Raw genomic sequence first — 24272 nt, forward strand, 5'->3', positions numbered from 1 at the left:
TTAATACTTCGGCTAATTAATATCATTTTCGCCTTCGCTGACCAATATCGAATTATAACGGATTTATATCAAGACGTATGTGTTTCTTCCGACGCCTTGTTTGAACCGATACACTAGAGGGACGGAAGGGAAATGTTTCCGTTGTATTGGCTCAAACAAAGAGTGGAACTCTTTGCTCCCGTTTTGGTCATTAATAAGAATCGTGAGTAATGACTAATGTACGAGGTCACGTATACTTTTTAGCTTTTTAGAATGCAAGCGTCACTCAATCATGAGCAACCACCCCCATTCCATTTTCAAGAACCGACATACTAGAGAGAAATAGACTTATATTTATTATCAACCCAGAGGACGCATCTGAGCTGAATGATAAATATAATAAACAGCATGACGAATGCGAGTCATCTCCCACCCGCCACACTGGAATATGTCATTGATATACATTCATTGGTCTTTTCGTCTTAACGCGGGTTCGTACCGCCTTGCCCGCCCTACTATGCGGTATACGTTACCGTGACATTCTCGCATAAGAACGTTTCACTTATAGGTGTACTAATCCTCTTCAATATGCGGTTGTCAAAGGGCTTGTACATATAATTTATAATTTTTAACATTTTATTTAGTCCCCCAAAAAGTTCGCGTTTTGTTCGCTGTTTTTAGATGATTCCAAGTGCTGTAGCAATCAATTTAACCGCACTCTGCTTCTTCTCGTAAAAATATGTCTTCTTGAGCAGTAGATCGTGATATACATCTGAATCTTTTACTCTCTCGTTCGTCAGGAACTTACGCTCAACGATTTTACGCTCATCCTCATCTAATAAATTGTTCAGTGCCTTCTCTACCTGCTGCACCTTCCATTTACTCGTATTCCTTGAATCACGCAACTCAGGGAATAAACTAATTCCTTCCTGCTCCACATCATTGCTAAAACGCATCTTGAGTGCTCTGTACTCCTTTAATACACTTACTACTTCTTTTTGTACTTTCTTATCATCGATAGCTGGTAATAATGTTAATTGTCTCTCCATGAAGGAATCCCCCTATTTCTGAATTTTGGTTTTTACATTCACATCAGGTACGTGAAATTTTATTATCTCTTTGTTGAATAAGTGAACCATTCATAGCAAGTAGCCCCACCACCCACTCTGCATGGTTCCGTTATTCATTAAGCCTTTAATAATTTATGTTTCTTGTTGATCATCTTCTCTTTCGCTGCTTCAATGTTATTTGCTACTTTCTTATGGTCCTGATCAAATTGAATCATGCCATCAAACATAACTGGAGCTGCTGCTTCATCAACGTACTGCAAGTAATCAATCGGCGCTTGTTCTGTCTGTTCTACTAAGTACCCATAAATATCAAAGTCTGCTCTTGGTATAGACTTCTTGCCCTTCGGTTGATGAGACATCCTTACGTAAGATTGAATGACTGATAGTGGTACTACAAATATTGACTTATCCTTACTGAACTCTATAAGGAAGAAACAAATTGCTCCCATCTTCTCTGCCTTCTCCAGGTAATCTAACTGGTGCTGCGCAATGTTCTTTAAATCAAATCTTGTAGCATTCTCTGTAGATTTTGCTTCAAATGCGATAGCTCGTCCCTTATACACGCCGTCATAGTCTACTGTACTTTTAGCTTCATAGAATCCATTTAGCACACGGCCACCTTTACTTTTTAACACCTTCACAGGAGTCGGACGCTTGTTTATAAGCGCCACTCCACCTCTTTGATACATTTCATTCGATAGATTGATAAGCTTTTCAAAATGCATACCTCTGTTTCCTAGTCCCATTGTTATTCCTCACTTTCTATTAAAAGGATTATTTTGTTCAGTTTCTTATAAAGTGTTAATATTCTTCATAAAGGAGGTCTACTAATGAAAAATTCCTGGAAGAAAATTTCTTTAATTGCTTTCATAGTAATTGTCCTTTTAATCATTTTATATTTTGGTGGCATGTCATTTTTTTGGAACCAACCTTGAATAAAACTCAATATTCCGTCAATAATGTATATGACATTAGATTTTCTCCTTGTTCCCCCTTGGAGATGAGCAGTTAGTTTTGGCTAACTGCTCCTTTATTTATAACAATGATAAAATTATTTAAAATGATTCTTCTTTATTTCTCAATATAAGGAGCCTTGGATTTCCATTAACATTCCTGTAGTATATAAACAAAGAGTAAGGTAAGAGTTACTCTTTGCCATTTTAGAAGAGGTTCTGTTGGAGACAACAGGGCCTTTTTTCATATAGAGATTGTTTTGTTTAATTTTTCACCATTATCCACAAAAATATCTTATAATCGTTATATACTAAATTAAAATAAAGGATTAGGAGTAGATTAAATGCCAGTTACACTTGAACTTATTCTTTTCATTCTTATAGCAATTAGTGCTGTCGGCTATTTAGTGAAAGAATTTCAAAAAACTAGGAAAAGAACACTTGGAATTTCACTAGAATTCTTGGTTCTTTTCTGGTCAATATGGAGAATATCGACTATCATAATCTAATTTGTAAAATATAATCTCCCTTGGAGATGGGCAGTTAGCTTTTGCTGGCCGCTCTTTTGTATTTCTCTTATCCACTCTTTAATGGGAATCATCTATTCCTGTTTATTCAATTTCATCACCCCTTACCACAAAAGGATGATTTTATTGAATCTTAATATGAAATATTACATATTCTGTACCTTCAATCTTTATACATGCAATAATTTTTTTATAAAAATACAACATATTAGTAAGGATGATTTACATGAAAAAGCTCCGTAAGAAGATGATTACATCTTTACAAACATTCTGGGGATGCTTAGCATTCGGTATGTTAATGTTTGCTATCTTCTTAATTATGGATTTAACAGATACATCTTTTAATACATTAGGCTGGAGAGACTGGATAGGTTCTGCAGTAGGTGCAGCCATTTTATCTATTGGGATGTTTACTTTAAGTAAATTGGATTTAAAATAAATATTCTGTCAATACTGTTGATAGGCTGTATGCCAAAATCCATTTAATTTTCTCTGTATCTCCTTGTATTGAGCAGTTAGCTTTTGCTAGCTGCTCTTTGTTTGTAAAAAGCACTCAATTAACTGATCGCGCATATAATATTCTGCGTTCCTTTCTTTGTAAAATAGTCGTTACAAAATGGATCTCGTCACGAGAGCACTTAATAAAGTGCTCTTTTTTGATTTTAAACTAAAACAAAATGAAATTTTCACCATGAAGATAATTATTAAATATTTTTCGCTTATACATTATAATGAAATAGTTATTGTATATTGGCATTAAGAGGAGCGACCTAATTAAGGGCTTCTCTTTTTTATAAAATAGCATTGTTACTGTAATCTTCCTTTATATATCTTCTTGATCTGCGCTTCAGTGAATCCCTCGTACACCGCAAATACTTCAGGGAACTGACTTAAACACATATCAATAATCGTATCGTCTGTCGTCCTTATATAGAAGTACTTAACCTCACCCATGTAATCGTTATGTAGGTAATAACTCTTAATCTCGTGATGGTAGTTATTAGCTTCCAATACTCCATACAGCTTAATTTTCGTTTCATCCATATCAAACATAGATAACTGTCCCATCCACTTAACAACTCCTTACGTATTAAATAACATTTTATTTTCATCCTTATACTCGATCTCCACAAATTCAGCTAAATCCATTTCTTTCATTATCACTTCTTCTAGAAAGTAAAATGCTTCTTGTTCTCCTTCATTTTCTCTTACATTTTGAAATTGTAATTTTTGTACTTCATCCAATTTAAACTTCACTTTTGCTTCTATAACCATCATTCATCCCCCTCAGCTATGAAAATAGCGTTTTTGTATAAGATAATAGCTCTAGACCAATTGGACACATTTACCGATTTATTCACCATTAAATCCATGTTAAAATCTCTTGTGAGTACGACATAACTCAATCTTATGAAGCCCTGTAACATTTTCTGCGGGGCTTCTTTTTTTCAACAAGCCGTTAGTTAACTGTGCTGACTACCTTGATTTACAAAATTACTTTTTTAATACATTTATGAAACATTCATGTGTTATCTTCATTACTTTCTTTATACTATATATACTTAATATATAAATATATTTTATAATCTCTTTACGAAACATCACGTGTTTCAAATACAACATTTTTTTGATGACCTCTTATCTTTCCGTAAGAGGTCTTTTTTTTTCGAATAACTATTTTATTAAATCCCTCATATACAATCGCTTGTCCATTTCATTTAGCTCTACTACGCCAATCATGTATAGATAACTATATATTAAGGTGTTAAAATATTATTATGATTCTTATATAGAGTCATATACGACCTTTTCTTTGTTCATGGGGCTCTTGCATAGTAGTAAGGGCCATTTTTTATATAAATAAATAGTTTATTTATATATTAATCTGAATATATAGTTGTAAAAATTATTAGTTAAGTGTTAAAATTCCCTATATACTCCTTAGGGAGTTCTTATGTAATTAACAAGAGTTTAATATTCTCGATTCTTAGCCCCTTGGAGCGCCCTCCAAGGGGCTGCAACAATTAAAATAACGTTTTTGTTCACTTTTTTGATACATTTATGAAACATTCATGTGTTATCTTCAATACGTTCTATTCTATTTATTATGTCGTGTGAGATATACCAAGTCTTGAAACCCTAGACCCCCTAACCCTAGGGCGATTTTATTTAATTACTAGTTTTCATCAACCCGATAACTTAGTAATTACATCCACAGGCTCAACTCTCTCCCTTTTGAGAATTGAGCCTTTTTTATTTAATCCCCGTTGATCCGAAGCCACAGCTTCCTCTTTTGCTCTCAGACAGCTCGTCCACCTCAACGAAATTAGCTGTTTCCACTGGCGCTATGACACCTTGAGCAATACGAGTACCCTTTTCAATTACACTAGCTTGCATGTTTGCTGCTTTAGGTATTTCGATGTTATCAACTAGTACTCCAACTTCTCCACGGTATCCACTATCCACCGTTCCAAGTACCACTCGTAACTTTGTCTTACGCGTCATACCGCTACGCGGTCTCACCTGAAGCTCATATCCTGGTGGAATCTCAAAAGCCAATCCAGTTTGTACAACCTTTGTTTCTCCCGGCCAGATAATCGTGTCCTCTGCTGCTACAAGATCAAAACCACTATCCCCTGGCCTTGCGTATTTCGGTAATTCCACATCTTTCAATCTTTTAATTTTCACTCTTAAATTCATTTTCTCGGCTCCTTATAAATAACCTTTCAATTCCTCTTTCCGATTCTTCAGCTCTTCCAAAGAACGCTTTGTTTTCTGCTTCTCGCTATCCAATCCAACCAAGTGATATTCCATCTTACGAATCTCACTTTCGATTACTTCGAGTTCACTTTGCACCTGCACCGCGGTTTCTTTTTTCATCACTTACCTCCCTTTGATTCGCTAATTAACTTAGTGATTTCGAATACACCATTCTCCATTGGTTGCATTACTTATCATCTCCTTTCAATAACTGCCTTAGTTCCTCGCATGACCCTTCATATAAATCACGGCCATCAGGTAATTTAAATACATGCCTATCAATCAACCGTTCTATTAACCTGTCTTGATCGCTCATGTTGCCTCCTAGCTGATTTGTTTCTTTTATACTTACGTGGTGGCTTTGTCGCTGCATCGTATGGCGTCATGCCGTTACGTTTTCGTCTGTAAAAGGTGGATTCGCTAATGCCATTTTTCTCAGCTAATCTCAGTAACTTTTTATTCTTTTCATTTCCTTCCCAGCTCGTACCGACTGGTGTCGTTATAGCGCGTTCTAAACTCCAATCCAGCTCTTTCATTCGTTGGTCTACATACTTCTTATTAACACCAATTTCAGCAGCCTTTGCATAATCCTTTAATGTTGGCTTCTCCATTTGCTCCCTCCTAATCCAATGACATAATTTCATCTCGTGTACGATTAGAAATAGTTATCCTAATCTTCTGAATACCCTTGCCATGTTCTTTCACCGCCATGCTCCATGCTTCGTCTTCTGTCTCAACATCGAACCAGTCTATTTTTTGTCGCTCGTCCTGGTCATAAAAGTGAACTTCATACGTTATGACGTTATGCTGTAAGAACCTATCAGCCGTACTTGTTGCCGTATAATCAAAACTGCCTACAACATCCTCCAGTGTTAGTTGTTTCATGCCCCTAATCCCATTGGGCGAGATTTGATTTTGTTCTTATCTGCCTGATCCATAATCAATGCTGCGATTTCTAATTGATGTCTTCCTAACTCTTTTGCGATTTCAAGGATTCCTTTGTTTTCCTTCCACATTTCTTGTAATCGAATTACTTCGCTTTCATCAAACACCAGGTCCAATTCTTCTAGAGCAATATATAAGTTACGACGCGATTTCTTCATGTACTTTCCCTGCTGCAATGCCATTGTGTAATTTTCCTTCTCCAAACCCGTTCCAAATCGTGGCATCCCATTTTCCCTCCAGTTGTAATTGATGAATTTCTCTTAGTTCCGCCATAACAGCATGACGCTTTCTATCCACTTCTTCAGGTGTTTGATTTGCTGCTTTGCAAACGCATGGCCCAAACTGATACATACCCATTCCAATGTCGTTCTGAATTACTCCTGTTCCGCTACATGCACACATCTTAACTCCCCCTTTTAAAATGGCAATGCCTTTCTTCTGTAATCCTTTGTTTCTTTGAACACTAACGCCCTGAATTTATTGAAGATACGTGATACAATCCGCTCATCATATGCACCCTCTAAACGCTCTCCTGTAAGGTTCGTTGTGAAGATAGTAGATTTACCTTGCCTTCCATCGAAAACATCGAATAACACCCTATTAATGAAGTTTGTTGCTTTTGTATTGGCATCTAATGCACCTAACTCTGCTCCTAAATCATCGACTATTAATACTTCTGCTCTTACTAAGCTCCGTATAATCGCATCCTCAGTTAAGGAAGAATCTTTATTGAACGTGCTTTTAATCTTTCGTAGCAATTCGCCCACTGTGACAAAGACAACTGACTTCCCTGCTCCTGCGAGTCGATCCGCTATAGCGTAAGCAAGATGTGTTTTCCCTGCTCCACAATTTCCGGCCATAATCGTGTTAAACACTTTTCCGTTGAGATAATCCATTGCGATGACTTTTGCAAGTTCAAGGTTCTTTGCTCCTTCATCGCTAGTAGGTTGGTAGTTATCAAAGTTCGCTTTCTTAATATTGCTATCGGCAATCATGCTTTGCTGGTGGAACATGAATTTCTTCTCGTTTGCTTTATCCGCATCATATTTTGCTTGCTCTTGCTGTTGAAGCTTCTTACTTTCGTTTTCAAGGAAGCATCGAGGGCAAACTACTTGTCCACCGAACTTCATCTTATTCATTCCATGTGTGCCACACACATCAGAATCCATAGTCATATTCACCTTTTTGGCTATATCGGTTGGTATTGCTGCCGCTGCTCTCTGCATTGTTTTTCGCTCCTTTTTTAGGTTGTTGGTTTAAATATTCCTCAAATTTAGTTCCGAATAATGTTGATGGTCTTAAATATTGGTTATACTCTTCATCTGTTAACCAGTGAGAAGCCTTAATTTCTATTACTTTTTTAAAGTCATCTACATTAAAACCTTGATTAAATCTTGCTTTAATTAGGTCTTTTGTTTTTTTAGTAGATGAGCGATAGGATGTAGAGCATGTGTCGTTGAGATAGGTAACTATCTCGACAATATATTTATTAATATCTTTATCTCTTTCTAGTTCTAATTCTTTTTCTTCTTCTTTGTCCGTTTCATTTGCGTTACCACCTTCGTTACCTGTAACGTTACATCCGTTACCTTCGTTTAGAAGATTAAGCTTTTTTCGTTCACGATACGCCGCTACTCGTTTTTTAGTGTCTTCACGAATCTTATCCAATCCATTTAAACTCTGATGTTTTCCCCAATTCGAGACGCTAATAAACTGATTACTATCAACTTCAATCATTCCAAACTGTTTAAAAGTTTGTAGGGCAAGGCGAACAACTGCTATTGGTCTATTAAAGATTGTCGCCAACATATCTTCGGTGTATGGAATATTTTCATTTAAAAAAATGTAACCATTGGCATTAGTTTTCCCAGCTTGAGCAAGCAATTTAATCCAGATAATTAGCAATGTATCTGCTTCTGGCATACTTTCAATCAATCGAATCTTTTCATCTTCAAACATATTAGTAGTTAACTTAATCCATTTAACATCTGCCATTTAGTTCACCTTCTTCATCCAGCATTCGTAACTGACATGATCATCCATGCCTGTAAATCTTATTTTGTCTTTCCCTTTAAATTTGCCATCGTGATAGAATATTTTCTCAGCTCTATATACCTTTTTAATAGGAGTGATATAGTCATAGCCCCGTTTTTCTAAATCACGAACTGCCTTCAACATTTCTGTCATTGTTCCGCGTCTTACTGGTATCTTAAACATTACACGTCCCGCCTTTCGCATAACGCTATGTCGCCTTGAATTTGAATTATTTTATATCCCGGATAGCGATTGGGAGTAATGTACTCGATTGCCTTTTCTTTCGCCTCTTTTTCATTTCGTACGCCCTTCCTCACCCACGCCGGAAGGACGACTTTCGATTGATTTTTATCTAACATAGGTTCTTCACTCCTTAGTTTGTTTGCTCTACCGCTTCAACCTTTTCTTTTTCGGCTTGTTTAACCCACTTTGTTAATTGTTTAAGTACATCTTCAGCTTGCTTTAACGTTAATTCAGCTACTTCTTTGATGCTTAGATGTCCTTTAATCGTGTCTTCGTCTACTTTCCGAAGATTAGCTAGTTTTTTAATGTTTAATTTGATCACACCGACTTGTTGAGCGGTTATCATTTCTTCTTGTACTTCCGGTAGGTCTTCGCCCGCATAGATGTATAATCCTAACCCGTGAAGTGCAATTGCTTTCACTAAGCAACGCTGAATACTTGTGTTAATATCAAAGCTATTTGGCTCAGCAATTGGTTTATTTTGATTGTTAAGTATTGGGTGAATCTGGCTTAGTGGTAATCCTTGTACAGTTACTTCAACCTCTACAAAATAACCACAATCTGTTTTAAGATAAGGCGCCCCATCGAATCGCTTTACTTCCCATGTTGCTGTTGAATCTACTTCACGAAGTTTTTTAACTGCCCAAGCCCATGATAAGTAATTAAAGCGGCCTTTCTTTTCGACATGTTCCGAACAATCTATTTGAGCCAATTTAGAAAAGTAATTTTCAGTTGTCATATGAATCTCCCTCTCTTTTAAAATGGTGCTACTTCTGTTTGTTTACTGGCTTCATACACTTCAGTAAGTACCTGTAACCCGTATTCATAAGCCACAACCATTGATACAGCGTTAGGTTCTTTACTTTTCTTATATCGTTCAACTAAACTCTTCATAATTTGAATTTCAGCTTCAATTTTGTTTTGTAGGCCCATATCATTCACCCGCTACTTTCTTCATTGAATGTTCCTCAACATATTGCTTAATACACTCTAATTCTGTATGAATTGGATCACCACTGAAATCAAGGTATCCTTCTCCGTAAAAGATTTCTCCGCCACATCCGTGACAGTAATCCATGAAGTCTCTTGCTGATGAATCATGATAATTTCCTATTAACATTGGATTTTCAATCATTTCCGCATTCCTCCTTTAAATAACCGAATATTCCGACAAGTTAGCACTTGCCCATGTTCATAAATTCGTAAAATCTTTATATAAAAATTTAATGAAATGTGTGTTAAACTTATTACATTCCAAGAAGTCCTTTACTTTTAGAATCGACAATTCTTCAATACCCTTAGTCTTGCCCTGCAACCCCTGCAGGGCTTTTATCATTTAGCTAGAGTTATAAACTCCTTATGCATTTCCTCAACCTTATCTGCGCTGTTATGTATCCCTTTAGCTCTTAAATCTTTTATAATCCACAAGAGTTTCTTTTGTTCGTATTCATCTCGCTGTTGTTTATCCATCACTTTTCACCCTTCATAAACCTTTTATCTATACGTTCCATCACATAAGCGAATCCGCCTAACGCTGCGAAAAATACAGCAACCATACATAAAGAAAACATGCTTTCTTCTTGCATCTACACCGCCTCCTGTTCTTTCTTCAGTCGATCTATGATGTAGGCTTGTCCTTTTGGTGTTACGTATGTTGTTGTCCATATGAATGGTTCTCCGCTTGGCTTCTGTTTAACACCTTGTGCGATTTCAAAATATCCTTTTTCAACTGCTGATTGAGTTGGTTCAGTAGAACGTTTGAACATTAAATTCCATTCTCTAAGTTTTGCGAATAACTGACGTTGCCCGATTTTGATATTGTGTTTAGCTGCCAACTTAGCAACTTCACTTACTTTCAGAGATTCATTTGATTGCATACACGCTTCAGCGAATGTTACGAGTGGTTGCTGCTTTACAATTTGTTGCTGTGCTGCTACAAGCTTTTCTTTTTCTTCTTTTAATTTAGTGAGAAGACCAATTGCGAAGTCTGGATTTGTCACCGCTTGTTCTAGGACTTTATCTATCATGTATGCTCCGTGTTTTCTAATAGAAGGAAGTACTTCATTTGTTACCCACTTTTTGAATTTTTTAGCTTGTTGTTTTCGTGAACGTAATATTGATGAGTACAATCCCGATTCATTCATTAATGTCGATTTCATATTCATACCCGTCAATTTGACGGACATCAATTCATCTTCATCTAAATGTCTTGTCATTGCGTTTGTGTCACTGAACTCTAGAGCATCTGCTACATCTTTAGCTACAAACCAAACATCTTCGCCTTGTACCACCGTTCGAACTTGTCCAAATTCTTCATTATTGAAAACTTGTAATTGATTCATTTTATTTCCTCCTCACCTCGTATCCCTAAGGGAAACTTTATTATTAAAAAAATTTTCATGTTCATCAAATAGATCCGCCACTTCTTCATTTAATGCTTTTGCAATTTTAGATGCTGTCCCATAGTACAATCTCTTTTTATATTTATGAGCATTAATAATTTTATAGCAATAGCTCTTTGATATGCCAACAACTGTAGCTAGTCCTTCATAAGTGAAGTCTGATTTTTCAAAAGCTATTTTTAATTTTGTTATTGAATTTTTATTTAGCATCTAATCACTCCCTTCTGATGCCGATAAATTTATTATAAGTTTACCCAAGGGAAACTTCAAGTGGTTTTTCAAAAAAATTTCCTCCTGGTTAATTTTCTGAGGGGTTTACGTTTCCTATTAGGAAACATTATAATAAAAATAACTTACGATATATCGTAAATTAAGGGGTGATTTTTAAAATGGAGTTAAATAAGCGTTTAAAATTATTGAGGTCAGAACATAAACTTACACAAGAAAAATTCGCTACTGCTGTAGGTATAACAAAAGCCAGTGTGTCTAAATTTGAAAATGGCATTAAAACACCTAGTCGTGAAACAATAGAAAAAATAGCTGATTATTTTAATGTAACTACAGATTATTTGTTAGGAAGATCGGAAGATCCTGAATTGAGCGAAGAAGAAAACAAGATTGTTACTGAAGAAGGTAAGAACATAATGGCTTTAATTGAAAGGCTCCCAGAAGATGAGAGAAAGAAAGCCTGGGAACAATTAGAGATGTACGTTACTTATATGCAAAATAAAAAGAATGGCTAATCAAAGAAGACTACTTTACATGACAGTCTTCTTTTTTATGTATTTGGCTTTTCTTATAAGATTCATCTAGACATATTTTAAAAATATCTTCTGCTTTAATCGGAGCCCCATGTTTCAAACTCAATTTTACTGCTTCCCTAACTAATTGCTCTTTTTTCATATCTACTTCCCCCAATATCCTCTTTAAATATATAGACGTTCAGAAAAAGGTCAGTTTTGTTGTTTGGGTCAAAATGTTTCCATTTCCTTTAGAGCAGAAATGACACTATCAATTGGATAGTGTCATTTTTTATATTTACATAAATCAATACCCATCCGGATCAATCATGTATAGAGTTGTTCTTTATTATATAATTACTTCCTTTTTAAAGATTTCTCGTTCAATAAATTCGAAGAATCCTGGTGGCTCTTCATCTAACATTTTATAAGCTTTTTCAACGATTACCATCTTCAATTCTTGCATTAAATCTTCTCTTTCTTTAAAAATAGTTTGTTGAACATGTTTCAATATTTTTAACTCTAACTGATCGATAATAGCTTGTACCTCTGCTTGCTTTTGAATATTATCTACGGACATAAACATCTCTCTCCTTTATATTTAACTATCCTTTAGAAGCATGTCTCCATCTTATAACTCATTTATTGTAATGATCTTTCATTACAGCGAATCCTTTAGCTGTTTTAATGTTTTTTTGACCCAGTAACCTACATTTTGTTCTGTTTCTCCCAATATTTCAGCAATCTGCCTATTTGTAAGCATCTTTTCATAACGGTAGTAGAGAATCATTCGTTGCTTATCCGTCAATGCGCGCATCGCTTTATCCAGCTTCTCGTTTTCTACAGGAATAACATTCCCTTTCTCCACGCCTTCAATAACAACTGCCTCAGGTCTTTCTCCTTCGCAATCTTGTAAACTCCCAATTGTTTCAATCGCAGAAAAATCCCCTTCTAAAGCATTCTTATCAAAAATTAGCATTTGTTTTTTATTTCTGTTTCTCTGTCTCTTATCGAAATCAATAGCACGGCCACGAATTAAAACAGAGCAATACCTCAGGACACGATTAATTCTATAAAATTCTTTTGATGTTTGATTAAGTAAATTGATGTTTGTTTGAGAAGGGTTTTTAAAAGCTTCTTTCATTATTTCTTCATGCTTTTTATCTTTTAAAAACTCTTGAATAATGGGGTTTTCTAATATTAAGGGTAGTTTCTTTCGTATTTCTTGTATGTACTCTAATTGCTTTTTGTCTTCATCGTGATGATAGTTATTATCGGAATTTGAGTGAGTATGTTTCCCCATAAAAAAACCTCCTTTTTTCCATAAATTATATAAATATAAGAAAAAAATAAAAATAAATAAGAACAAGTGTTCTAATTATCTCCCAAATTAGTGCGAAAATCTAGTACTTTTTACAAAATAAAACAATGTTTATTTTGTAAATTCTTTTTAGTTTTTTGATACTTCTTTCTCTAATAAAAATGAGGAGGTGTCTATATGAAAAGTACACAAGCTGATACTAAGATAAACGATGGAATAGACTTCATAAATGCTAAAAGGTATTGGGAAAATGGTCATTATGGACAAGATACAGTTATTGCTGTAATTGACACAGGTTGTGACATTAACCATGAAGAGTTAAAAGACAACATTATCGGAACATTCAATTTTACAGATGATGATAACGGTATAATAAACATAGCGACGGACTATACAGGACACGGTACGCATGTATCTGGAATTATAGCGGCTACTAACACAAAACATTCTATCGGTATAGCTCCAAAGGCGAAGCTTTTAGTTATTAAAGCCATTGGACATACAAGTATTTCAACTCATAAACATTTAATTAAAGCTATTCGCTTTGCAACTGCTTGGAGAGGCAAAAATGGTGAAAGAGTAGATATAATGAATCTCTCTTTAGGCACAAAAAGTGATGTTCCAGAGTTAAGAAAGACAGTTGACGAGGCATTACAAGAAAATATATTTGTAGTAGTTGCTGCAGGGAACTACGGAGATGGATCAGAACTAACCGATGAAATTCTTTATCCTGGATACTACGAGGAAGTTATTCAAGTTGGTGCTGTTGGAAAGAACCTTGTTCCCACACATATGAGCAATACAAACCAGAATATTGATTTTTTAAGTCTTGGAGAGTCCGTTTACTCAACCTACCCTCAAAATAACTATATAAGGCTCACAGGTACATCAGTTGCAACGCCACACATCACAGGAGCAATCTCTTTAATCCTGTCCTATTTCAAAGCAAAGCATTTGCCATTCTCCCAAAACATTATTTATCAATATCTTCTTTCACACTCTTTTTTATTAAAAGGTTACACCAATAAAACCCAAGGAAATGGAGTTCTGAAACTATAAGGAGGTGCTAAGCTATGACCCCATTTGAAATGTTTAGCGCATCAATAGGCAATTTTGGATTTCCTATCGTGATTTCTATTTATCTTTTAATTAGGTTCGAGAAGAGGATTGAGGTATTAACGATTGCAATTAACGAATTAAAGCAAGTCGCAGAAAAAGACAAATAAAAAAGCATCAGTCATTTTGACTGGTGCTTTTAGATAATTAAACCCCAAAGAATAAAATTGCAACTACATTATAAACAATTGGTACTAAGAACATTACAATATTAAGAATAATTCCCCATAAAGACCATGTATCTTTGTTCATTCGATAACCTACAAACCCTATTATTGCACCAATTGGAGCAATAATAAAAGGCATAATAATAGGCAATCCCTGTATTTTTTCTAAAGGTACTAATCCAGTTAAGAAATTTATTACAAGCGCTGCTAAAATTACTGCAATAGCTATTGAAATTCCACCTAAAATACTGCTTTTTCCTTGTTTTTTTAATTCTACGTTGCCATTTGTCATTTTTAATTCCTCCACTTCATTATTCAAAGAACAGAAAATATAATTTCATACTGTAATAAATTACAATATTTAAGAAGACGATCAATGCTAGCGCATATACTGGATTAAACATCTCGATTCCAAACGTACCATAAAAGAAGAATAATAATGCCAAGAGGCCCATATTCGACCAACAAGTTATATAGCCTACTTTATACTTAATCATTTGATCTCTTTCGTCTTCTTCCTCTTCCTTTAACCACTTTTTACCCTTTTTAATTTGTATTGCATTAACTATTGTTAATACGATCCAAAAAATTGTGATTAACGGTAAGAACCACGATAATATTCCCGGCTCTCCAGCCTCCATTTTCCATATATGAAATGTGGCTTCCATCAATAAAATACTAATTACTATTTTAATTAAAAAATTGTAAAGGTAATTCAATCCTTCTTCACCTCTGTAAATATGTCCTCAACTGCGCAATTAAAGGTTTTAGCTATTCTCATGGCTAAACCAACACTAGGCTCATACTTTTCTCTTTCAAGAGAAGCTATCGTTATTCTTTTTGTACCTACCCTTTCAGCTAACTCTGTTTGAGTTAAACCAGCAATTTCCCTATGTTCTTTTACCTTATTTGTGGTATAAATTTTCATTTCATTCAGTACCCCTCATTCCAATTAGAATAGCTGAATGTATAGTATTCTATACTTTCTGTGTATAGAATACTATACATTGGTTAGATATGTAAAGGGAATAATTGAAAATTACCATAAAAAAAGGCAAACCCTTAATAGGTTCACCTTTTTATCTCTCTTATTTAAATGGGTTACAAGGTTGTTTACGGAACCAGAGGCTAATTGTAATCGCCCACTCAGAACCTGCCTTTACATGTGGAGCTAAGCAATTCTGAAGGTTTTTATCACAAGAGCAAGCAAAATATCCACGTGAACTGTAGCAACCATCATGTGTTTTACAACAAGCATCTACTTTAGAAATTGGAGCCTTTGGACCTGAACATCCTGGGCCACACCAGTTTCCATAGATACACGGCAATTGACTAACAACTTCTTCGCGCTCCGTATCTGTTTCTGGTAGTTCGCGATTTTCTAAACCTTTAAGCTCTTCTAAAAATTCGTCGTCAATTTCTGTTTCAAGCGTTTGGATTACTTCGTCTTCGATAATGTCATATCCTTTAAGAACCTTTTTACCTTCTTTTTCAACAATAACACTACCTGAAACCAATTCTTCATTATCAAGTTTTGTATAAATCACTTTAATTGTATCTTCCATGTTACCTAAAATAACTACTTGAATCGAGACATCACCTTGTTCAAATTTAAATCCTTTACGATTATTAAGATCATAAGCACCAACGAATTGAGTCATTTTTTGAACCATTTGCTTTGCAGCAACCGTATTAATTTGAGCATTATCCAATAAATTTTCTTGCTCTTCTATTGATAAAGTTTGTAATTGTGCCATTAACAAACCACTCCTTAATATTATTTTGGAGGCAGTATCTGGATTCGAACCAGAAACAAGCTAAGTATGTGTCTTTCAAAAGACGTACTGCCCTAATATGGAGATGGCAGCCGGATTCGAACCGGCGATAAAGGTTTTGCAGACCTTTGCCTTACCTCTTGGCTATGCCATCATGTTAATATTTCGTTTCCTTACATTTGTAATAGAGAGGTGAGTCCCTAAAAACTAAAAAGAAATTTTAAATTTTGTATTTTTTGAATGGTAGCAGCTGAATTTACATCAGCAATTAAAGTTTTGCGACATTTTCCTTACGTTTGTAATAGAGAAGTAATTCCATAAAATTTAAAAAGAGTGTAAAAAAAAGAAATTCGCACCTCATAGGTACGAATTTCTTTTTTACTTTTAGAAACTGTAAGAACTCTACATTAAGTCAATTTCTTCATCACGTTCACCCACACTCTCTTTATGCCTTCATATTTAATAGGACCGTAAGTTATACAAAATTTAACACAGAAAAAATTTATATTTCTTTTTACTTTTTTAGATCTTATTTCTCTACTACTTACGAGAAGAAAAAAGCGGAGGTATTGATTATGAAGAAAAATTATGGAGTTACTGTCTTTACTATGCCCCACTGTCCGGCTTGCATTAACTTAAAGAAATGGCTTACTAAAGAGAATATTACCTTTACCGAAAAAGATATCATTAAGGATTTAAAGGCTCAAAAAGAATTTGAAGATCTAAACTTAAAATATACCCCAACCATTTTTATTGAGGATGGCGAAGAAACCCATAAGTTTATTGGAGCACCCATTAAAGAACTTGAAAAAATTTTACTATCAGAATCTAGTTCAAAATAAATGAGGGTACAATCATGGATATTATTGAAGAAAAAGTTAAGAAATATAATCAAGTTAAAATTGATTTAATGAAAATTGCCCAGTGTATCGATTATTGCAATGAAGATGAAAGAGAAATTTATCAAGACATTGCTCTAAACTACTCAAAACACCTTAAATGCATACAGAAATCAATCGAGAAAATCTATGGTATAGATCTTTGTAATTGTTGCACCCTACCAAAAGAATAAAGAAAATTATTTCTATTTTATAGAGATGAATTTTCACATATTTTCATCATTCCTAACAGTGAGAGCTACGGCTCTCTTTTTTTATTTCCGCTCGACAAAATATAACAATATAAAAATTAATAATTTGCTATCATTGTGTGAAAATCTTACATTTATCAACAAATTATTATTGTATTTTAAATTTTAAGAATGTAAAATATTTCAATGTAAATACATACCATTTAGGGAGATGGAGAAAGTTATGAAAAAACTATTAGCTTCAGCAACAGCGGTCACATTATTAACAGTAGGGTACAGTTCTGCTGCATTTGCAGAAAAAAATCCAAATGACAAGAATTGCGGTCACTTTAAAAACAAACAAGAGGTTATGGAATTCTGGCACAGCAATGGATACAGTGCAACTAACGATCCTCATGATTTAGATCGTGACAATGACGGTTTACCTTGTGAAGTAAAAAAAGGAGATTACGATCAATTTTTAGCTAGTAAACAGCCTACTAAAAAAGATGAAAACAAACCACAAGAGCAAGTTAAACAGGAAAATACTAAACAAGAACCTGTAAAACAAGAGAATTCAAAACAAAACAACCAAGCAACAAACAATAAGCAAGAGCAAACTAAACAAACAGCTACAAAGACTGAAACAAAAAAACAAGGTGAAAAATTGCCTAATACAGCATCAAATGGCGTTACAATGATGCTTGCAAGTGCTGCTTTAGTATTAGCAAGTTCGATTCTTGTATTCCGTCGTAAAAAAACGAATGCCTAAACTAATACCTAAAAACGGCAGGAATATTCCTGTCGTTTTTAATGTGGAGTGATAAGCTTGAAAAAACTTGATTGGTTGGGAGTTTTACTAATTACTATAGGCTCTTTTGCCTTTGTTTATTACTTTATAGATTGGTATGATGCAAGAAAAACTGTTGAATCCTTAACCAGTACTGAAATTCAACAATATCAAAATATACAACCTGCCACTAAAGATGAAAAAGATGTCAACAATGAATCAAACAAAGGACAATCTCAACATACTATACCAAATCAAGAATCTAATCTTACAAACACTAGTGAACCAATACCAGAATCACAAAAACAGATCCCAGCTTCTCAAGTTCAGCATCAAATGGGAGAACAAATCGCCTATATGGTTATACCGAAAATTAAACAGAAATATCAAGTTTACTGGGGGGCTGATGCCAAAACTTTAAAAAAAGGGGTAGGAATGTTTGTTAGTGATATTACAACCACTCCCTCTGGAAATGGACATACTGTTTTAAGCGGCCATCGTGATACGGTATTTACTAAATTGGGAGATTTACAACAAAATGATTATATTTTAGTTGAGTATGATAAAAGAGTATACATTTATCAAATTCGAAAACACTGGATTACATATGCAAATGATCGTACTGTAATCGTCGCAAAAGATAAACCAACATTAACACTAACTACATGTTATCCATTTAACTATATTGGGGATGCACCTGAACGATACATCATTGAAGCATCTTTAGTTGCTATTAATTGAGAGTGAGAGCTATTGCTCTCTTTTTTTATTCACAATTTCTAGTACAATTGAAGTAATTAAGAAACATATAGAGTAACGAGGCTGGTCTTAAACGCTGAAGTAAAAGAACTGATCGAGAACATGTTGTTATGTTCCTTATTATCTGAAGAAGAAATACTAATTACATATTATGAAGATGGTTATTTGCTCCTTAGCTATATGACTGTTGTTGATATTGATCCATCAAATAGCGCTGTTATATGTACAGATGTTTTTTATAACAAGATGAAACTGCAATTCTCTAATATAATAGATGTTAAATAGAATAAATTGACGTTATCAAGTTTAGACCATTTAATGTTGGTTTGGAATAAAGTTTGATCAGAAATATCCCCCAAACCCGTATTTTAAGTTAAACGATAAGAACCCGTTTTGAAAAAAAGATTGATCAAAACGTGTTAAGCCTTTGTGAAATACTATGCAATTTTTATAATAAAGTTTGATCATTTTCTACCGATGATCTTAAACAATCGCGCCCGTTTGCAGTATTTTAAATTGTTACCCCTTTGCCCTTTTTGGCCAAATAAAATTGCTTAGGGCAATCAGAAAATCAATACCTAACACAAGTGTCCATAATTTTAGAAACCCAGCCAACACTTCTGTTCGGGAAAAATCGTTAATTAAATAGATTAGGACGAATAAAATTCCAGCACCTATTAGAAAGGCAAGCACATGTTGTCCCCAACTTTTAAAGTAGTGTTTCGCATAATCGATGCCAAATCTTTTAACTGGTTTCGATCCTTGTTTCATCACATAATATTGAAAGCGTATATCAGCCCATTCAATCATACTTCTACCGTATGCGATAGAGATTCCAATATACACAGCAGCAATTGCATGCACTTTGGTAGCAGTCGCACCACGATACAAGTCTATACCCGTAGCAACCAATAAAATTAAATCAATGACAGGTGTCAAGGCTAGAAAAAACAATCCTAATTTATTTCTTTTAAGGATATATCGTGTGAATAGACCTAAAGTGATAACAACCCAAAACCCTATTTCACATGCAACGATTAACCACGCAATTACATTCACCCCAGCACCCCTTCTTTAAAATTTAGAGATCCACAAGATTTACACGCTTCTATTGTCATTAGAAACTCCCCCTTGATAAAGTTAATAGTTTTGTTACAAATATTGGTTTTTTTAGTAAAATACAAAATAACTATAATTTTACAATAGAACATATAACTTAATATGTAAACTTATATAAATAATGGTAATAGTAGCTTAATTAATATTTGGATGGGAGGTCCAATACATAGTATTAAAATTAAAGTGGTTCAAGTCGGAGGAAGGCGCCTTTGGGTGTCTTTTTCATATAATTTACATAAAATTAATTAAACCCTATAAATAGATGTAGTAAAATGAAATTGGGTGGAAATCCAGATATATTTGTGATGTAAGAAAAGTCTTATGTAGATCGGGAGAGGCACTTTGAAATGAGTGCCTTTTTCTGTGTTTGTACAAAGATAGCTACATTAGGAGACACAATTAATTAAAAGTAGGCTAAGTTGAAGATTATTGGGGGATTTAGTGATGAATCATGAAATTATTGAAAAGATTGATATAGCTATAAAAAAGGTATGGAAAGAAGATTTGAAAATTGATTATGCTAACTACTTTCTTCTAAAAGAGGATTCATTAAAAAATGCTTTCTACTTTCATTTAAGGAGCAGACTAGGAGAAGATTTTCTACACAGTAATAATTTGCGGATATTTACAGAGTACTATATTAATGGCGAAAGAATTGACTTAGCTATCGTTGAAATTGATTCAATAGCAGTTGAAGACTACCATTTAAGCGACTGTGTAACTAGAGTATTAGTAGCAGTAGAAATGAAATATAAAGATGCTTCTGTAAGTGACGATATATTCTACAAGGATGTTAATAAAATACTTTCTTTTATTAACAGTTGGGGAGATGAAACTAAACATTATTTAGCTTTCATTCAAGAGAAGTATCTTAAAAAACAAGATCTTGTAAATTGGTTGGACGATGAACAAGCAAGCAAAGTAAAGGGAAAAGTAACTGAATTATATGCTTATTGGGATCAAGATAGTGATGAAGCTTTTTGGAATGTTGTAGATCATTAAATATATCAAGTCGGAGGAAGGCACCTTAGGGTGTCTTTTTTCGTTTTTGTGGGCGTATATTTTTCTTAAGTTGATGGATATAGGTAAATATAACCTAATTAGGATTGATATGTATAATTGCATATTTTTATATGATATTTAAGTGTTATACTTGGTTTGTATTAACAAAGGAGGTAATAACATGGAAAACTTACAAATGTTAACTGAAAAAGAATTAATGGAAATTGAAGCTGGTGGCTGGTGGAACAGCTGGGGTAAATGTGTTGCTGGAACTGCAGGTGGAGCCATTGGTGGTGGATTAGCAGGTGCTGCAACAGGTTCAGCTGTTCCTGTTATTGGTACTGGTATTGGAGCTGCAGCAGGTGGAATTGGTGGCGGTTTAACAGGCGCTGCTTCTGCTTGCTAATACTATATAAATTAATCTTTTAATTTTTATTTAATACTGTATAGATAATTAAATCTTTGGTGTTTTTATAAAAATTAAGACAAAATATATAGTAAAAAAAGATAAAATAGGCCTTAAACCTATTTTATCTTTTTTTGTTATACATTTAGTTTTTAATTTGTTTCATTAGTGTTGTAGCTGCTATAAGCAACATGAAACTATTGAGGACTAAACCTCCTAAATTCACATAAAAGAGATTCGTTTTTGTAAAATTGTATATACCAATTAATACAAAAGCGAAAAAGATAATTGTAGCTATTATGAGTGATACTGTTTTTTGTTTATTTGTGTATGAGTTCATCTTTATTCCTCCTTAAAATTATTTAAGAGGTAATAATTGGAAAATAAAATGTATTAACTGTTTTTAATGGATACCCATAATTATATAGAAAAAATTAATATATTCAAGCGTACTTATCTGATTAACATTTATTTAGCAATATAAATAATTTTATAACTCATAAAAATAGAAAACTATATTTAGATATAATAATATAAAATTTTTATTAAAATAAAAATATATAAGAGGTAATATATGATATCTAGAAAATTCACATGTATAAAACAAAATGATTTAAAAGATTGTGGCCCAGCTTGTCTTGCAATGATTTCACGTTACTATGGATTAACTATGCCTATTTCAAAAATTAGAGAAATAGCTGGTACAGATTTACAAGGTACAAACATAAAAGGATTAATAGAAGCTGGAGAGAGATTGGGTTTTGAAGTAAAAGGTGTAAAGGCAACGAATAAAAATGCTTTAGAAGAAATTCAATTGCCTGCCATTGCTCATATAGTAGTAAATGGCGGTTTATTACATTATGTAGTGATTCATAAAATTAAAAAAAATAAAATTTATATTGCGGATCCGGAAAAAGGTTTAATAACTTATATGTTAGATGAATTTTGTCAAATATGGACTGGCATTTTGGTATTAATGAGTCCTAGTAAAAACTTTCAAAAAGGCAATGAATCTCAGAATACACTTTCCCGCTTTTTATTTTTATTGAAGGAACAAAAGAGTTTGCTTGTACCTTTATTTTTCACTTCTATCTTTTTTAATTTATTTGGTTTATTAGGAGCGTTTTATTTTAAGTTTTTAATTGATGATATTGTGACTAATCAGTTATTACAAACACTTCATATCGTATCAATAGGGATTATTATATTGTATATTTTTAAAGTTCTTCTTTCTTACTTTCGTACACATATAATTTTATATTTGAGTAGGAGGATAGATATTCAACTAATACTTGGATATTATCGCCATGTTATAGGTTTACCATTGAATTTTTTCGAAACAAGAAAAGTAGGAGAAATAATTTCTAGATTTATGGATGCTAGTAAAATAAGAGATGCTTTATCAACAGTAACCGTTACATTAATGATTGATACAGTAATGGTTACCGTGGGAGCGATTCTGTTATATATACATAGCCCAATTTTATTTGGTGTTACTTTATTATTAATACCTTTTTATATAAGTATTATTTTTGCTTTTCATAAACCTTATCAATCTATTAATCGAGAAGAGATGGAAAGTAATGCAAAATTAACTTCTTATTTAGTTGAATCTTTAAATGGGATTTCAACAGTAAAGTCTTATAATGCTGAAAAAGAAGTGTTTTTTCAAACTGAAAGTCGTTTTGTTAATTTATTAAAGAATGTATTTAAAAGAGGAATGTTATCTAATTTACAGGGATCTATTAAGATGGGACTTGAGTTAATTGGAGGTACAGTTATTCTATGGGTTGGTGCTTTGCAAGTATTAAAAGGTAATATGACAATAGGTGAATTAATTACATATAATGCACTTTTAGCCTATTTTTTAAATCCAATTGAAAATTTAATTGGAATTCAACCTACTATGCAATCTGCATTAGTTGCTGGAGAACGATTAAATGAAATTTTTGATTTAGAGGCTGAAAAGGGTGAAAAAGAATACAATAAAGTTTCTCCTAAAAAGTTATCTGGAAAACTTGAATTTTCTAACGTTACATTCCGCTATGGAACACGTAAAAATGTTTTAAATAATATAAGTTTTTCTATTGAACCTGGTAGTCAAGTAGCTTTTGTAGGGGAAAGTGGTTCTGGAAAAACGACAATTTCAAAATTATTAATGCATTATTACGAGGCTCAAGAAGGTGACATATATTATGATGATTATCATATTAAAGAAATAAATCGTATTGCATTAAGAAATCAAATTGCATATGTTTCTCAGGAATCATTTTTCTTTAGTGCGTCTATTTATGAGAATTTATGCTTTGGATTAGAACGATTAGTTACATTAGAAGAGATTATAGAAGTATGTAAACAGGCTTGTGTCCATGAGTTCGTTGGTGAATTGCCATTACGTTATGAAACTTATCTAGAAGAAAATGCTTCGAATTTATCGGGTGGACAAAGACAACGTTTAGCAATTGCGAGAGCTTTATTAAAAAAACCGGATATTTTGATTTTAGATGAAGCAACAAGTAATTTGGATTCTACAACTGAAAAAAACATTACGGATATGTTAAAAGAATTAGGTTCGCAAGGAGTAACTGTTATTATGATTGCCCATAGATTAAGTACAATTCAACATGCAAATCAAATTTTTGTAATGGAAAAAGGAAATATTATAGAGCAAGGTTCTCATGAAGAATTATTATTTTATCAAGGAGAATATTATCGACTTTGGAAGAATCAAACGATTCACGTAGAGCATATAGAGTCACAATTTCATAAAATGAGAGGTGGCCAATATGAGTAAGATTTATTCCTTTGATCAATTAACAGATAGTGTAGAATTATTAGAACGAAAACCTCCTCGTTTTATTGCCGTATTAATATGTTTTTTATTTTTAAGTTTTATAGGTTTTTTAATTTGGGCATTTGTTGGGAAGATAGATATTGTCAGTAAAGGAACAGCAACAATACAGGGAAAATCAGATATAAGTATATCTCGTGTTCAGGTTACAGGTACTATAGATACTGTTTTTGTTAGATCAGGGGATGAAGTAAAAAAGGGGGATATGTTGATTCAATTAAAAAATCAGGAATTGATGGGTAAG

Annotated in this window: 41 protein-coding genes, 1 tRNA gene and 2 pseudogenes; 13 read left to right on the forward strand and 31 right to left on the reverse strand. The window is 33.5% G+C overall.

Annotation, left to right across the window (positions count from 1 at the left end):
- Positions 1-656: 656 nt before the first annotated feature.
- A complete protein-coding gene (locus ACYVEC_RS24110; RefSeq protein WP_000441079.1) occupies positions 657-1028 on the reverse strand; it encodes an ArpU family phage packaging/lysis transcriptional regulator in 372 nt (123 codons plus the stop codon).
- 137 nt (positions 1029-1165) lie between these two features.
- Positions 1166-1795, reverse strand: a complete 630-nt coding sequence (recU, locus tag ACYVEC_RS24115; RefSeq protein ID WP_275719398.1) for a Holliday junction resolvase RecU — start codon at positions 1793-1795, stop codon at positions 1166-1168.
- A gap of 960 nt (positions 1796-2755) precedes the next feature.
- Between recU and ACYVEC_RS24120 the strand changes: the two genes are divergently transcribed.
- Positions 2756-2968 (forward strand): hypothetical protein, encoded by a 213-nt coding sequence (locus ACYVEC_RS24120; protein ID WP_063222577.1) that lies wholly within the window; start codon positions 2756-2758, stop codon positions 2966-2968.
- A 368-nt stretch (positions 2969-3336) separates the two neighbouring features.
- Here the strand turns inward: ACYVEC_RS24120 and ACYVEC_RS24125 are convergent, their stop codons facing one another.
- The 19 genes from ACYVEC_RS24125 to ACYVEC_RS24215 form a co-directional block, all read right to left on the reverse strand.
- Positions 3337-3597, reverse strand: a complete 261-nt coding sequence (locus ACYVEC_RS24125; RefSeq protein ID WP_063222578.1) for a hypothetical protein — start codon at positions 3595-3597, stop codon at positions 3337-3339.
- A gap of 15 nt (positions 3598-3612) precedes the next feature.
- Positions 3613-3804 carry a hypothetical protein gene (locus tag ACYVEC_RS24130; RefSeq protein ID WP_063222579.1) on the reverse strand — a complete coding sequence of 64 codons (192 nt, stop codon included), beginning with the start codon at positions 3802-3804 and terminating at the stop codon, positions 3613-3615.
- Positions 3805-4782: 978 nt separating this feature from the next.
- Positions 4783-5229, reverse strand: a complete 447-nt coding sequence (gene dut / locus ACYVEC_RS24135) for a dUTP diphosphatase (protein WP_063222580.1) — start codon at positions 5227-5229, stop codon at positions 4783-4785.
- Positions 5230-5241: 12 nt separating this feature from the next.
- Positions 5242-5409 (reverse strand): hypothetical protein, encoded by a 168-nt coding sequence (locus tag ACYVEC_RS24140; RefSeq protein ID WP_162840202.1) that lies wholly within the window; start codon positions 5407-5409, stop codon positions 5242-5244.
- Positions 5410-5476: 67 nt separating this feature from the next.
- Positions 5477-5605: a Fur-regulated basic protein FbpA gene (locus tag ACYVEC_RS24145; protein ID WP_080468450.1), complete on the reverse strand. Its 129-nt coding sequence runs from the start codon at positions 5603-5605 to the stop codon at positions 5477-5479.
- Complete coding sequence (locus ACYVEC_RS24150; RefSeq protein ID WP_098555624.1) at positions 5568-5900, reverse strand: hypothetical protein; 333 nt, start codon at positions 5898-5900, stop codon at positions 5568-5570. Before ACYVEC_RS24150 ends, ACYVEC_RS24145 begins: the two co-directional genes overlap by 38 nt.
- Positions 5901-5910: 10 nt before the next feature.
- A complete protein-coding gene (locus ACYVEC_RS24155) occupies positions 5911-6174 on the reverse strand; it encodes a hypothetical protein (RefSeq protein ID WP_098555622.1) in 264 nt (87 codons plus the stop codon).
- Positions 6171-6416: a helix-turn-helix domain containing protein gene (locus tag ACYVEC_RS24160; RefSeq protein ID WP_140421125.1), complete on the reverse strand. Its 246-nt coding sequence runs from the start codon at positions 6414-6416 to the stop codon at positions 6171-6173. Before ACYVEC_RS24160 ends, ACYVEC_RS24155 begins: the two co-directional genes overlap by 4 nt.
- Positions 6373-6636 (reverse strand): hypothetical protein, encoded by a 264-nt coding sequence (locus tag ACYVEC_RS24165; RefSeq protein ID WP_098555619.1) that lies wholly within the window; start codon positions 6634-6636, stop codon positions 6373-6375. The genes ACYVEC_RS24160 and ACYVEC_RS24165 overlap by 44 nt, the downstream gene beginning before the upstream one ends.
- 14 nt (positions 6637-6650) lie before the next feature.
- Positions 6651-7409, reverse strand: coding sequence for an ATP-binding protein (locus ACYVEC_RS24170; RefSeq protein ID WP_098555618.1), 759 nt, complete (start codon positions 7407-7409; stop codon positions 6651-6653).
- On the reverse strand, positions 7393-8229 hold the full coding sequence (locus tag ACYVEC_RS24175) for a phage replisome organizer N-terminal domain-containing protein (protein ID WP_071737009.1): 837 nt from the start codon (positions 8227-8229) through the stop codon (positions 7393-7395). Before ACYVEC_RS24175 ends, ACYVEC_RS24170 begins: the two co-directional genes overlap by 17 nt.
- Positions 8230-8451, reverse strand: a complete 222-nt coding sequence (locus ACYVEC_RS24180; protein WP_275719402.1) for a hypothetical protein — start codon at positions 8449-8451, stop codon at positions 8230-8232. It abuts the gene before it with no gap.
- The gene (locus ACYVEC_RS24185) at positions 8451-8627 is read right to left on the reverse strand and encodes a hypothetical protein (RefSeq protein ID WP_180230800.1); all 177 of its coding nucleotides are present in this window, start codon (positions 8625-8627) and stop codon (positions 8451-8453) included. The genes ACYVEC_RS24180 and ACYVEC_RS24185 overlap by 1 nt, the downstream gene beginning before the upstream one ends.
- Before the next feature lie 14 nt (positions 8628-8641).
- Positions 8642-9250 carry a Sak single strand annealing protein gene (locus tag ACYVEC_RS24190; protein WP_098555615.1) on the reverse strand — a complete coding sequence of 203 codons (609 nt, stop codon included), beginning with the start codon at positions 9248-9250 and terminating at the stop codon, positions 8642-8644.
- 17 nt (positions 9251-9267) lie between these two features.
- Positions 9268-9444, reverse strand: a complete 177-nt coding sequence (locus tag ACYVEC_RS24195; RefSeq protein WP_162840204.1) for a hypothetical protein — start codon at positions 9442-9444, stop codon at positions 9268-9270.
- 1 nt (position 9445) lies between these two features.
- Entirely contained in the window at positions 9446-9646 is a 201-nt protein-coding gene (locus ACYVEC_RS24200) for a hypothetical protein (RefSeq protein ID WP_063222588.1), read from the reverse strand.
- Between the two features lie 197 nt (positions 9647-9843).
- Positions 9844-9981, reverse strand: coding sequence for a hypothetical protein (locus tag ACYVEC_RS24205; RefSeq protein WP_001985777.1), 138 nt, complete (start codon positions 9979-9981; stop codon positions 9844-9846).
- Between the two features lie 116 nt (positions 9982-10097).
- Positions 10098-10853 (reverse strand): BRO family protein, encoded by a 756-nt coding sequence (locus ACYVEC_RS24210; protein WP_098555613.1) that lies wholly within the window; start codon positions 10851-10853, stop codon positions 10098-10100.
- A 12-nt stretch (positions 10854-10865) separates the two neighbouring features.
- Positions 10866-11123 (reverse strand): helix-turn-helix domain-containing protein, encoded by a 258-nt coding sequence (locus tag ACYVEC_RS24215; protein ID WP_098555612.1) that lies wholly within the window; start codon positions 11121-11123, stop codon positions 10866-10868.
- A 179-nt stretch (positions 11124-11302) separates the two neighbouring features.
- On the opposite strand from ACYVEC_RS24215, the gene ACYVEC_RS24220 reads away from it, so the two are divergent.
- On the forward strand, positions 11303-11656 hold the full coding sequence (locus ACYVEC_RS24220; RefSeq protein WP_098555610.1) for a helix-turn-helix domain-containing protein: 354 nt from the start codon (positions 11303-11305) through the stop codon (positions 11654-11656).
- 10 nt (positions 11657-11666) lie between these two features.
- Here the strand turns inward: ACYVEC_RS24220 and ACYVEC_RS24225 are convergent, their stop codons facing one another.
- The 3 genes from ACYVEC_RS24225 to ACYVEC_RS24235 form a co-directional block, all read right to left on the reverse strand.
- Positions 11667-11816, reverse strand: coding sequence for a hypothetical protein (locus ACYVEC_RS24225; RefSeq protein ID WP_001985804.1), 150 nt, complete (start codon positions 11814-11816; stop codon positions 11667-11669).
- Between the two features lie 186 nt (positions 11817-12002).
- Positions 12003-12233 (reverse strand): hypothetical protein, encoded by a 231-nt coding sequence (locus ACYVEC_RS24230; protein ID WP_098555608.1) that lies wholly within the window; start codon positions 12231-12233, stop codon positions 12003-12005.
- An 81-nt stretch (positions 12234-12314) separates the two neighbouring features.
- Complete coding sequence (locus tag ACYVEC_RS24235; protein ID WP_275719404.1) at positions 12315-12956, reverse strand: sigma-70 family RNA polymerase sigma factor; 642 nt, start codon at positions 12954-12956, stop codon at positions 12315-12317.
- Between the two features lie 195 nt (positions 12957-13151).
- Between ACYVEC_RS24235 and ACYVEC_RS24240 the strand changes: the two genes are divergently transcribed.
- Positions 13152-14033 carry a S8 family peptidase gene (locus ACYVEC_RS24240; RefSeq protein ID WP_098555605.1) on the forward strand — a complete coding sequence of 294 codons (882 nt, stop codon included), beginning with the start codon at positions 13152-13154 and terminating at the stop codon, positions 14031-14033.
- 14 nt (positions 14034-14047) lie between these two features.
- Positions 14048-14200: a YvrJ family protein gene (locus ACYVEC_RS24245; RefSeq protein ID WP_000187390.1), complete on the forward strand. Its 153-nt coding sequence runs from the start codon at positions 14048-14050 to the stop codon at positions 14198-14200.
- A gap of 37 nt (positions 14201-14237) precedes the next feature.
- Here ACYVEC_RS24245 and ACYVEC_RS24250 read toward each other — a convergent pair whose 3' ends face one another.
- From ACYVEC_RS24250 to ACYVEC_RS24270, 5 genes are all read right to left on the reverse strand, one after another.
- Positions 14238-14549 (reverse strand): hypothetical protein, encoded by a 312-nt coding sequence (locus ACYVEC_RS24250; protein ID WP_147808924.1) that lies wholly within the window; start codon positions 14547-14549, stop codon positions 14238-14240.
- A 19-nt stretch (positions 14550-14568) separates the two neighbouring features.
- Positions 14569-14976 (reverse strand): hypothetical protein, encoded by a 408-nt coding sequence (locus tag ACYVEC_RS24255; protein ID WP_252211568.1) that lies wholly within the window; start codon positions 14974-14976, stop codon positions 14569-14571.
- Entirely contained in the window at positions 14973-15185 is a 213-nt protein-coding gene (locus ACYVEC_RS24260; protein WP_000708736.1) for a helix-turn-helix transcriptional regulator, read from the reverse strand. The genes ACYVEC_RS24255 and ACYVEC_RS24260 overlap by 4 nt, the downstream gene beginning before the upstream one ends.
- A 160-nt stretch (positions 15186-15345) precedes the next feature.
- Positions 15346-16014, reverse strand: a complete 669-nt coding sequence (locus tag ACYVEC_RS24265; protein WP_460508729.1) for a hypothetical protein — start codon at positions 16012-16014, stop codon at positions 15346-15348.
- Between the two features lie 98 nt (positions 16015-16112).
- Positions 16113-16186, reverse strand: a tRNA-Cys gene (locus ACYVEC_RS24270).
- A 421-nt stretch (positions 16187-16607) separates the two neighbouring features.
- On the opposite strand from ACYVEC_RS24270, the gene ACYVEC_RS24275 reads away from it, so the two are divergent.
- From ACYVEC_RS24275 to ACYVEC_RS24295, 5 genes and pseudogenes are all read left to right on the forward strand, one after another.
- Positions 16608-16874 (forward strand): glutaredoxin family protein, encoded by a 267-nt coding sequence (locus ACYVEC_RS24275; RefSeq protein WP_460508732.1) that lies wholly within the window; start codon positions 16608-16610, stop codon positions 16872-16874.
- A 14-nt stretch (positions 16875-16888) separates the two neighbouring features.
- Positions 16889-17104, forward strand: coding sequence for a hypothetical protein (locus ACYVEC_RS24280; protein ID WP_460508735.1), 216 nt, complete (start codon positions 16889-16891; stop codon positions 17102-17104).
- Between the two features lie 241 nt (positions 17105-17345).
- Positions 17346-17873: an excalibur calcium-binding domain-containing protein gene (locus ACYVEC_RS24285; RefSeq protein WP_460508738.1), complete on the forward strand. Its 528-nt coding sequence runs from the start codon at positions 17346-17348 to the stop codon at positions 17871-17873.
- A gap of 57 nt (positions 17874-17930) precedes the next feature.
- Entirely contained in the window at positions 17931-18632 is a 702-nt protein-coding gene (locus ACYVEC_RS24290) for a class D sortase (protein ID WP_460508741.1), read from the forward strand.
- Between the two features lie 60 nt (positions 18633-18692).
- A pseudogene (locus ACYVEC_RS24295) lies at positions 18693-18935 on the forward strand (YolD-like family protein); the annotation flags it as partial.
- Positions 18936-19169: 234 nt separating this feature from the next.
- Here the strand turns inward: ACYVEC_RS24295 and ACYVEC_RS24300 are convergent.
- On the reverse strand, positions 19170-19709 hold the full coding sequence (locus ACYVEC_RS24300; RefSeq protein WP_275719380.1) for a hypothetical protein: 540 nt from the start codon (positions 19707-19709) through the stop codon (positions 19170-19172).
- Positions 19710-20213: 504 nt separating this feature from the next.
- Between ACYVEC_RS24300 and ACYVEC_RS24305 the strand changes: the two genes are divergently transcribed.
- Complete coding sequence (locus ACYVEC_RS24305; RefSeq protein WP_431114013.1) at positions 20214-20771, forward strand: hypothetical protein; 558 nt, start codon at positions 20214-20216, stop codon at positions 20769-20771.
- A 181-nt stretch (positions 20772-20952) separates the two neighbouring features.
- Positions 20953-21177 (forward strand): Blp family class II bacteriocin, encoded by a 225-nt coding sequence (locus tag ACYVEC_RS24310; RefSeq protein ID WP_033728831.1) that lies wholly within the window; start codon positions 20953-20955, stop codon positions 21175-21177.
- A 145-nt stretch (positions 21178-21322) separates the two neighbouring features.
- On the opposite strand, the gene ACYVEC_RS24315 is transcribed toward ACYVEC_RS24310, so the two are convergent.
- Entirely contained in the window at positions 21323-21517 is a 195-nt protein-coding gene (locus tag ACYVEC_RS24315; protein ID WP_431114012.1) for a hypothetical protein, read from the reverse strand.
- Between the two features lie 234 nt (positions 21518-21751).
- Here ACYVEC_RS24315 and ACYVEC_RS24320 point away from each other — a divergent pair, with 234 nt between their 5' ends.
- The gene (locus tag ACYVEC_RS24320) at positions 21752-23971 is read left to right on the forward strand and encodes a peptidase domain-containing ABC transporter (protein ID WP_431114011.1); all 2220 of its coding nucleotides are present in this window, start codon (positions 21752-21754) and stop codon (positions 23969-23971) included.
- A pseudogene (locus ACYVEC_RS24325) lies at positions 23964-24272 on the forward strand (hemolysin D); the annotation flags it as partial. The gene ACYVEC_RS24320 and the pseudogene ACYVEC_RS24325, both read left to right, overlap by 8 nt.

This window comes from Bacillus sp. MN7755 (assembly GCF_054771475.1).

Bases quoted from the DNA above. Each gene is read 5' to 3' on its own strand.
- ACYVEC_RS24110 (WP_000441079.1), bottom strand. From the start codon at position 1,028: ATGGAGAGACAATTAACATTATTACCAGCTATCGATGATAAGAAAGTA.
- recU (WP_275719398.1), bottom strand. From the start codon at position 1,795: ATGGGACTAGGAAACAGAGGTATGCATTTTGAAAAGCTTATCAATCTA.
- ACYVEC_RS24120 (WP_063222577.1), top strand. From the start codon at position 2,756: ATGAAAAAGCTCCGTAAGAAGATGATTACATCTTTACAAACATTCTGG.
- ACYVEC_RS24125 (WP_063222578.1), bottom strand. From the start codon at position 3,597: ATGGGACAGTTATCTATGTTTGATATGGATGAAACGAAAATTAAGCTG.
- ACYVEC_RS24130 (WP_063222579.1), bottom strand. From the start codon at position 3,804: ATGGTTATAGAAGCAAAAGTGAAGTTTAAATTGGATGAAGTACAAAAA.
- dut (WP_063222580.1), bottom strand. From the start codon at position 5,229: ATGAATTTAAGAGTGAAAATTAAAAGATTGAAAGATGTGGAATTACCG.
- ACYVEC_RS24140 (WP_162840202.1), bottom strand. From the start codon at position 5,409: ATGAAAAAAGAAACCGCGGTGCAGGTGCAAAGTGAACTCGAAGTAATC.
- ACYVEC_RS24145 (WP_080468450.1), bottom strand. From the start codon at position 5,605: ATGAGCGATCAAGACAGGTTAATAGAACGGTTGATTGATAGGCATGTA.
- ACYVEC_RS24150 (WP_098555624.1), bottom strand. From the start codon at position 5,900: ATGGAGAAGCCAACATTAAAGGATTATGCAAAGGCTGCTGAAATTGGT.
- ACYVEC_RS24155 (WP_098555622.1), bottom strand. From the start codon at position 6,174: ATGAAACAACTAACACTGGAGGATGTTGTAGGCAGTTTTGATTATACG.
- ACYVEC_RS24160 (WP_140421125.1), bottom strand. From the start codon at position 6,416: ATGGCATTGCAGCAGGGAAAGTACATGAAGAAATCGCGTCGTAACTTA.
- ACYVEC_RS24165 (WP_098555619.1), bottom strand. From the start codon at position 6,636: ATGTGTGCATGTAGCGGAACAGGAGTAATTCAGAACGACATTGGAATG.
- ACYVEC_RS24170 (WP_098555618.1), bottom strand. From the start codon at position 7,409: ATGACTATGGATTCTGATGTGTGTGGCACACATGGAATGAATAAGATG.
- ACYVEC_RS24175 (WP_071737009.1), bottom strand. From the start codon at position 8,229: ATGGCAGATGTTAAATGGATTAAGTTAACTACTAATATGTTTGAAGAT.
- ACYVEC_RS24180 (WP_275719402.1), bottom strand. From the start codon at position 8,451: ATGTTTAAGATACCAGTAAGACGCGGAACAATGACAGAAATGTTGAAG.
- ACYVEC_RS24185 (WP_180230800.1), bottom strand. From the start codon at position 8,627: ATGTTAGATAAAAATCAATCGAAAGTCGTCCTTCCGGCGTGGGTGAGG.
- ACYVEC_RS24190 (WP_098555615.1), bottom strand. From the start codon at position 9,250: ATGACAACTGAAAATTACTTTTCTAAATTGGCTCAAATAGATTGTTCG.
- ACYVEC_RS24195 (WP_162840204.1), bottom strand. From the start codon at position 9,444: ATGGGCCTACAAAACAAAATTGAAGCTGAAATTCAAATTATGAAGAGT.
- ACYVEC_RS24200 (WP_063222588.1), bottom strand. From the start codon at position 9,646: ATGATTGAAAATCCAATGTTAATAGGAAATTATCATGATTCATCAGCA.
- ACYVEC_RS24205 (WP_001985777.1), bottom strand. From the start codon at position 9,981: ATGGATAAACAACAGCGAGATGAATACGAACAAAAGAAACTCTTGTGG.
- ACYVEC_RS24210 (WP_098555613.1), bottom strand. From the start codon at position 10,853: ATGAATCAATTACAAGTTTTCAATAATGAAGAATTTGGACAAGTTCGA.
- ACYVEC_RS24215 (WP_098555612.1), bottom strand. From the start codon at position 11,123: ATGCTAAATAAAAATTCAATAACAAAATTAAAAATAGCTTTTGAAAAA.
- ACYVEC_RS24220 (WP_098555610.1), top strand. From the start codon at position 11,303: ATGGAGTTAAATAAGCGTTTAAAATTATTGAGGTCAGAACATAAACTT.
- ACYVEC_RS24225 (WP_001985804.1), bottom strand. From the start codon at position 11,816: ATGAAAAAAGAGCAATTAGTTAGGGAAGCAGTAAAATTGAGTTTGAAA.
- ACYVEC_RS24230 (WP_098555608.1), bottom strand. From the start codon at position 12,233: ATGTCCGTAGATAATATTCAAAAGCAAGCAGAGGTACAAGCTATTATC.
- ACYVEC_RS24235 (WP_275719404.1), bottom strand. From the start codon at position 12,956: ATGGGGAAACATACTCACTCAAATTCCGATAATAACTATCATCACGAT.
- ACYVEC_RS24240 (WP_098555605.1), top strand. From the start codon at position 13,152: ATGAAAAGTACACAAGCTGATACTAAGATAAACGATGGAATAGACTTC.
- ACYVEC_RS24245 (WP_000187390.1), top strand. From the start codon at position 14,048: ATGACCCCATTTGAAATGTTTAGCGCATCAATAGGCAATTTTGGATTT.
- ACYVEC_RS24250 (WP_147808924.1), bottom strand. From the start codon at position 14,549: ATGACAAATGGCAACGTAGAATTAAAAAAACAAGGAAAAAGCAGTATT.
- ACYVEC_RS24260 (WP_000708736.1), bottom strand. From the start codon at position 15,185: ATGAAAATTTATACCACAAATAAGGTAAAAGAACATAGGGAAATTGCT.
- ACYVEC_RS24265 (WP_460508729.1), bottom strand. From the start codon at position 16,014: ATGGCACAATTACAAACTTTATCAATAGAAGAGCAAGAAAATTTATTG.
- ACYVEC_RS24275 (WP_460508732.1), top strand. From the start codon at position 16,608: ATGAAGAAAAATTATGGAGTTACTGTCTTTACTATGCCCCACTGTCCG.
- ACYVEC_RS24280 (WP_460508735.1), top strand. From the start codon at position 16,889: ATGGATATTATTGAAGAAAAAGTTAAGAAATATAATCAAGTTAAAATT.
- ACYVEC_RS24285 (WP_460508738.1), top strand. From the start codon at position 17,346: ATGAAAAAACTATTAGCTTCAGCAACAGCGGTCACATTATTAACAGTA.
- ACYVEC_RS24305 (WP_431114013.1), top strand. From the start codon at position 20,214: ATGAATCATGAAATTATTGAAAAGATTGATATAGCTATAAAAAAGGTA.
- ACYVEC_RS24310 (WP_033728831.1), top strand. From the start codon at position 20,953: ATGGAAAACTTACAAATGTTAACTGAAAAAGAATTAATGGAAATTGAA.
- ACYVEC_RS24315 (WP_431114012.1), bottom strand. From the start codon at position 21,517: ATGAACTCATACACAAATAAACAAAAAACAGTATCACTCATAATAGCT.
- ACYVEC_RS24320 (WP_431114011.1), top strand. From the start codon at position 21,752: ATGATATCTAGAAAATTCACATGTATAAAACAAAATGATTTAAAAGAT.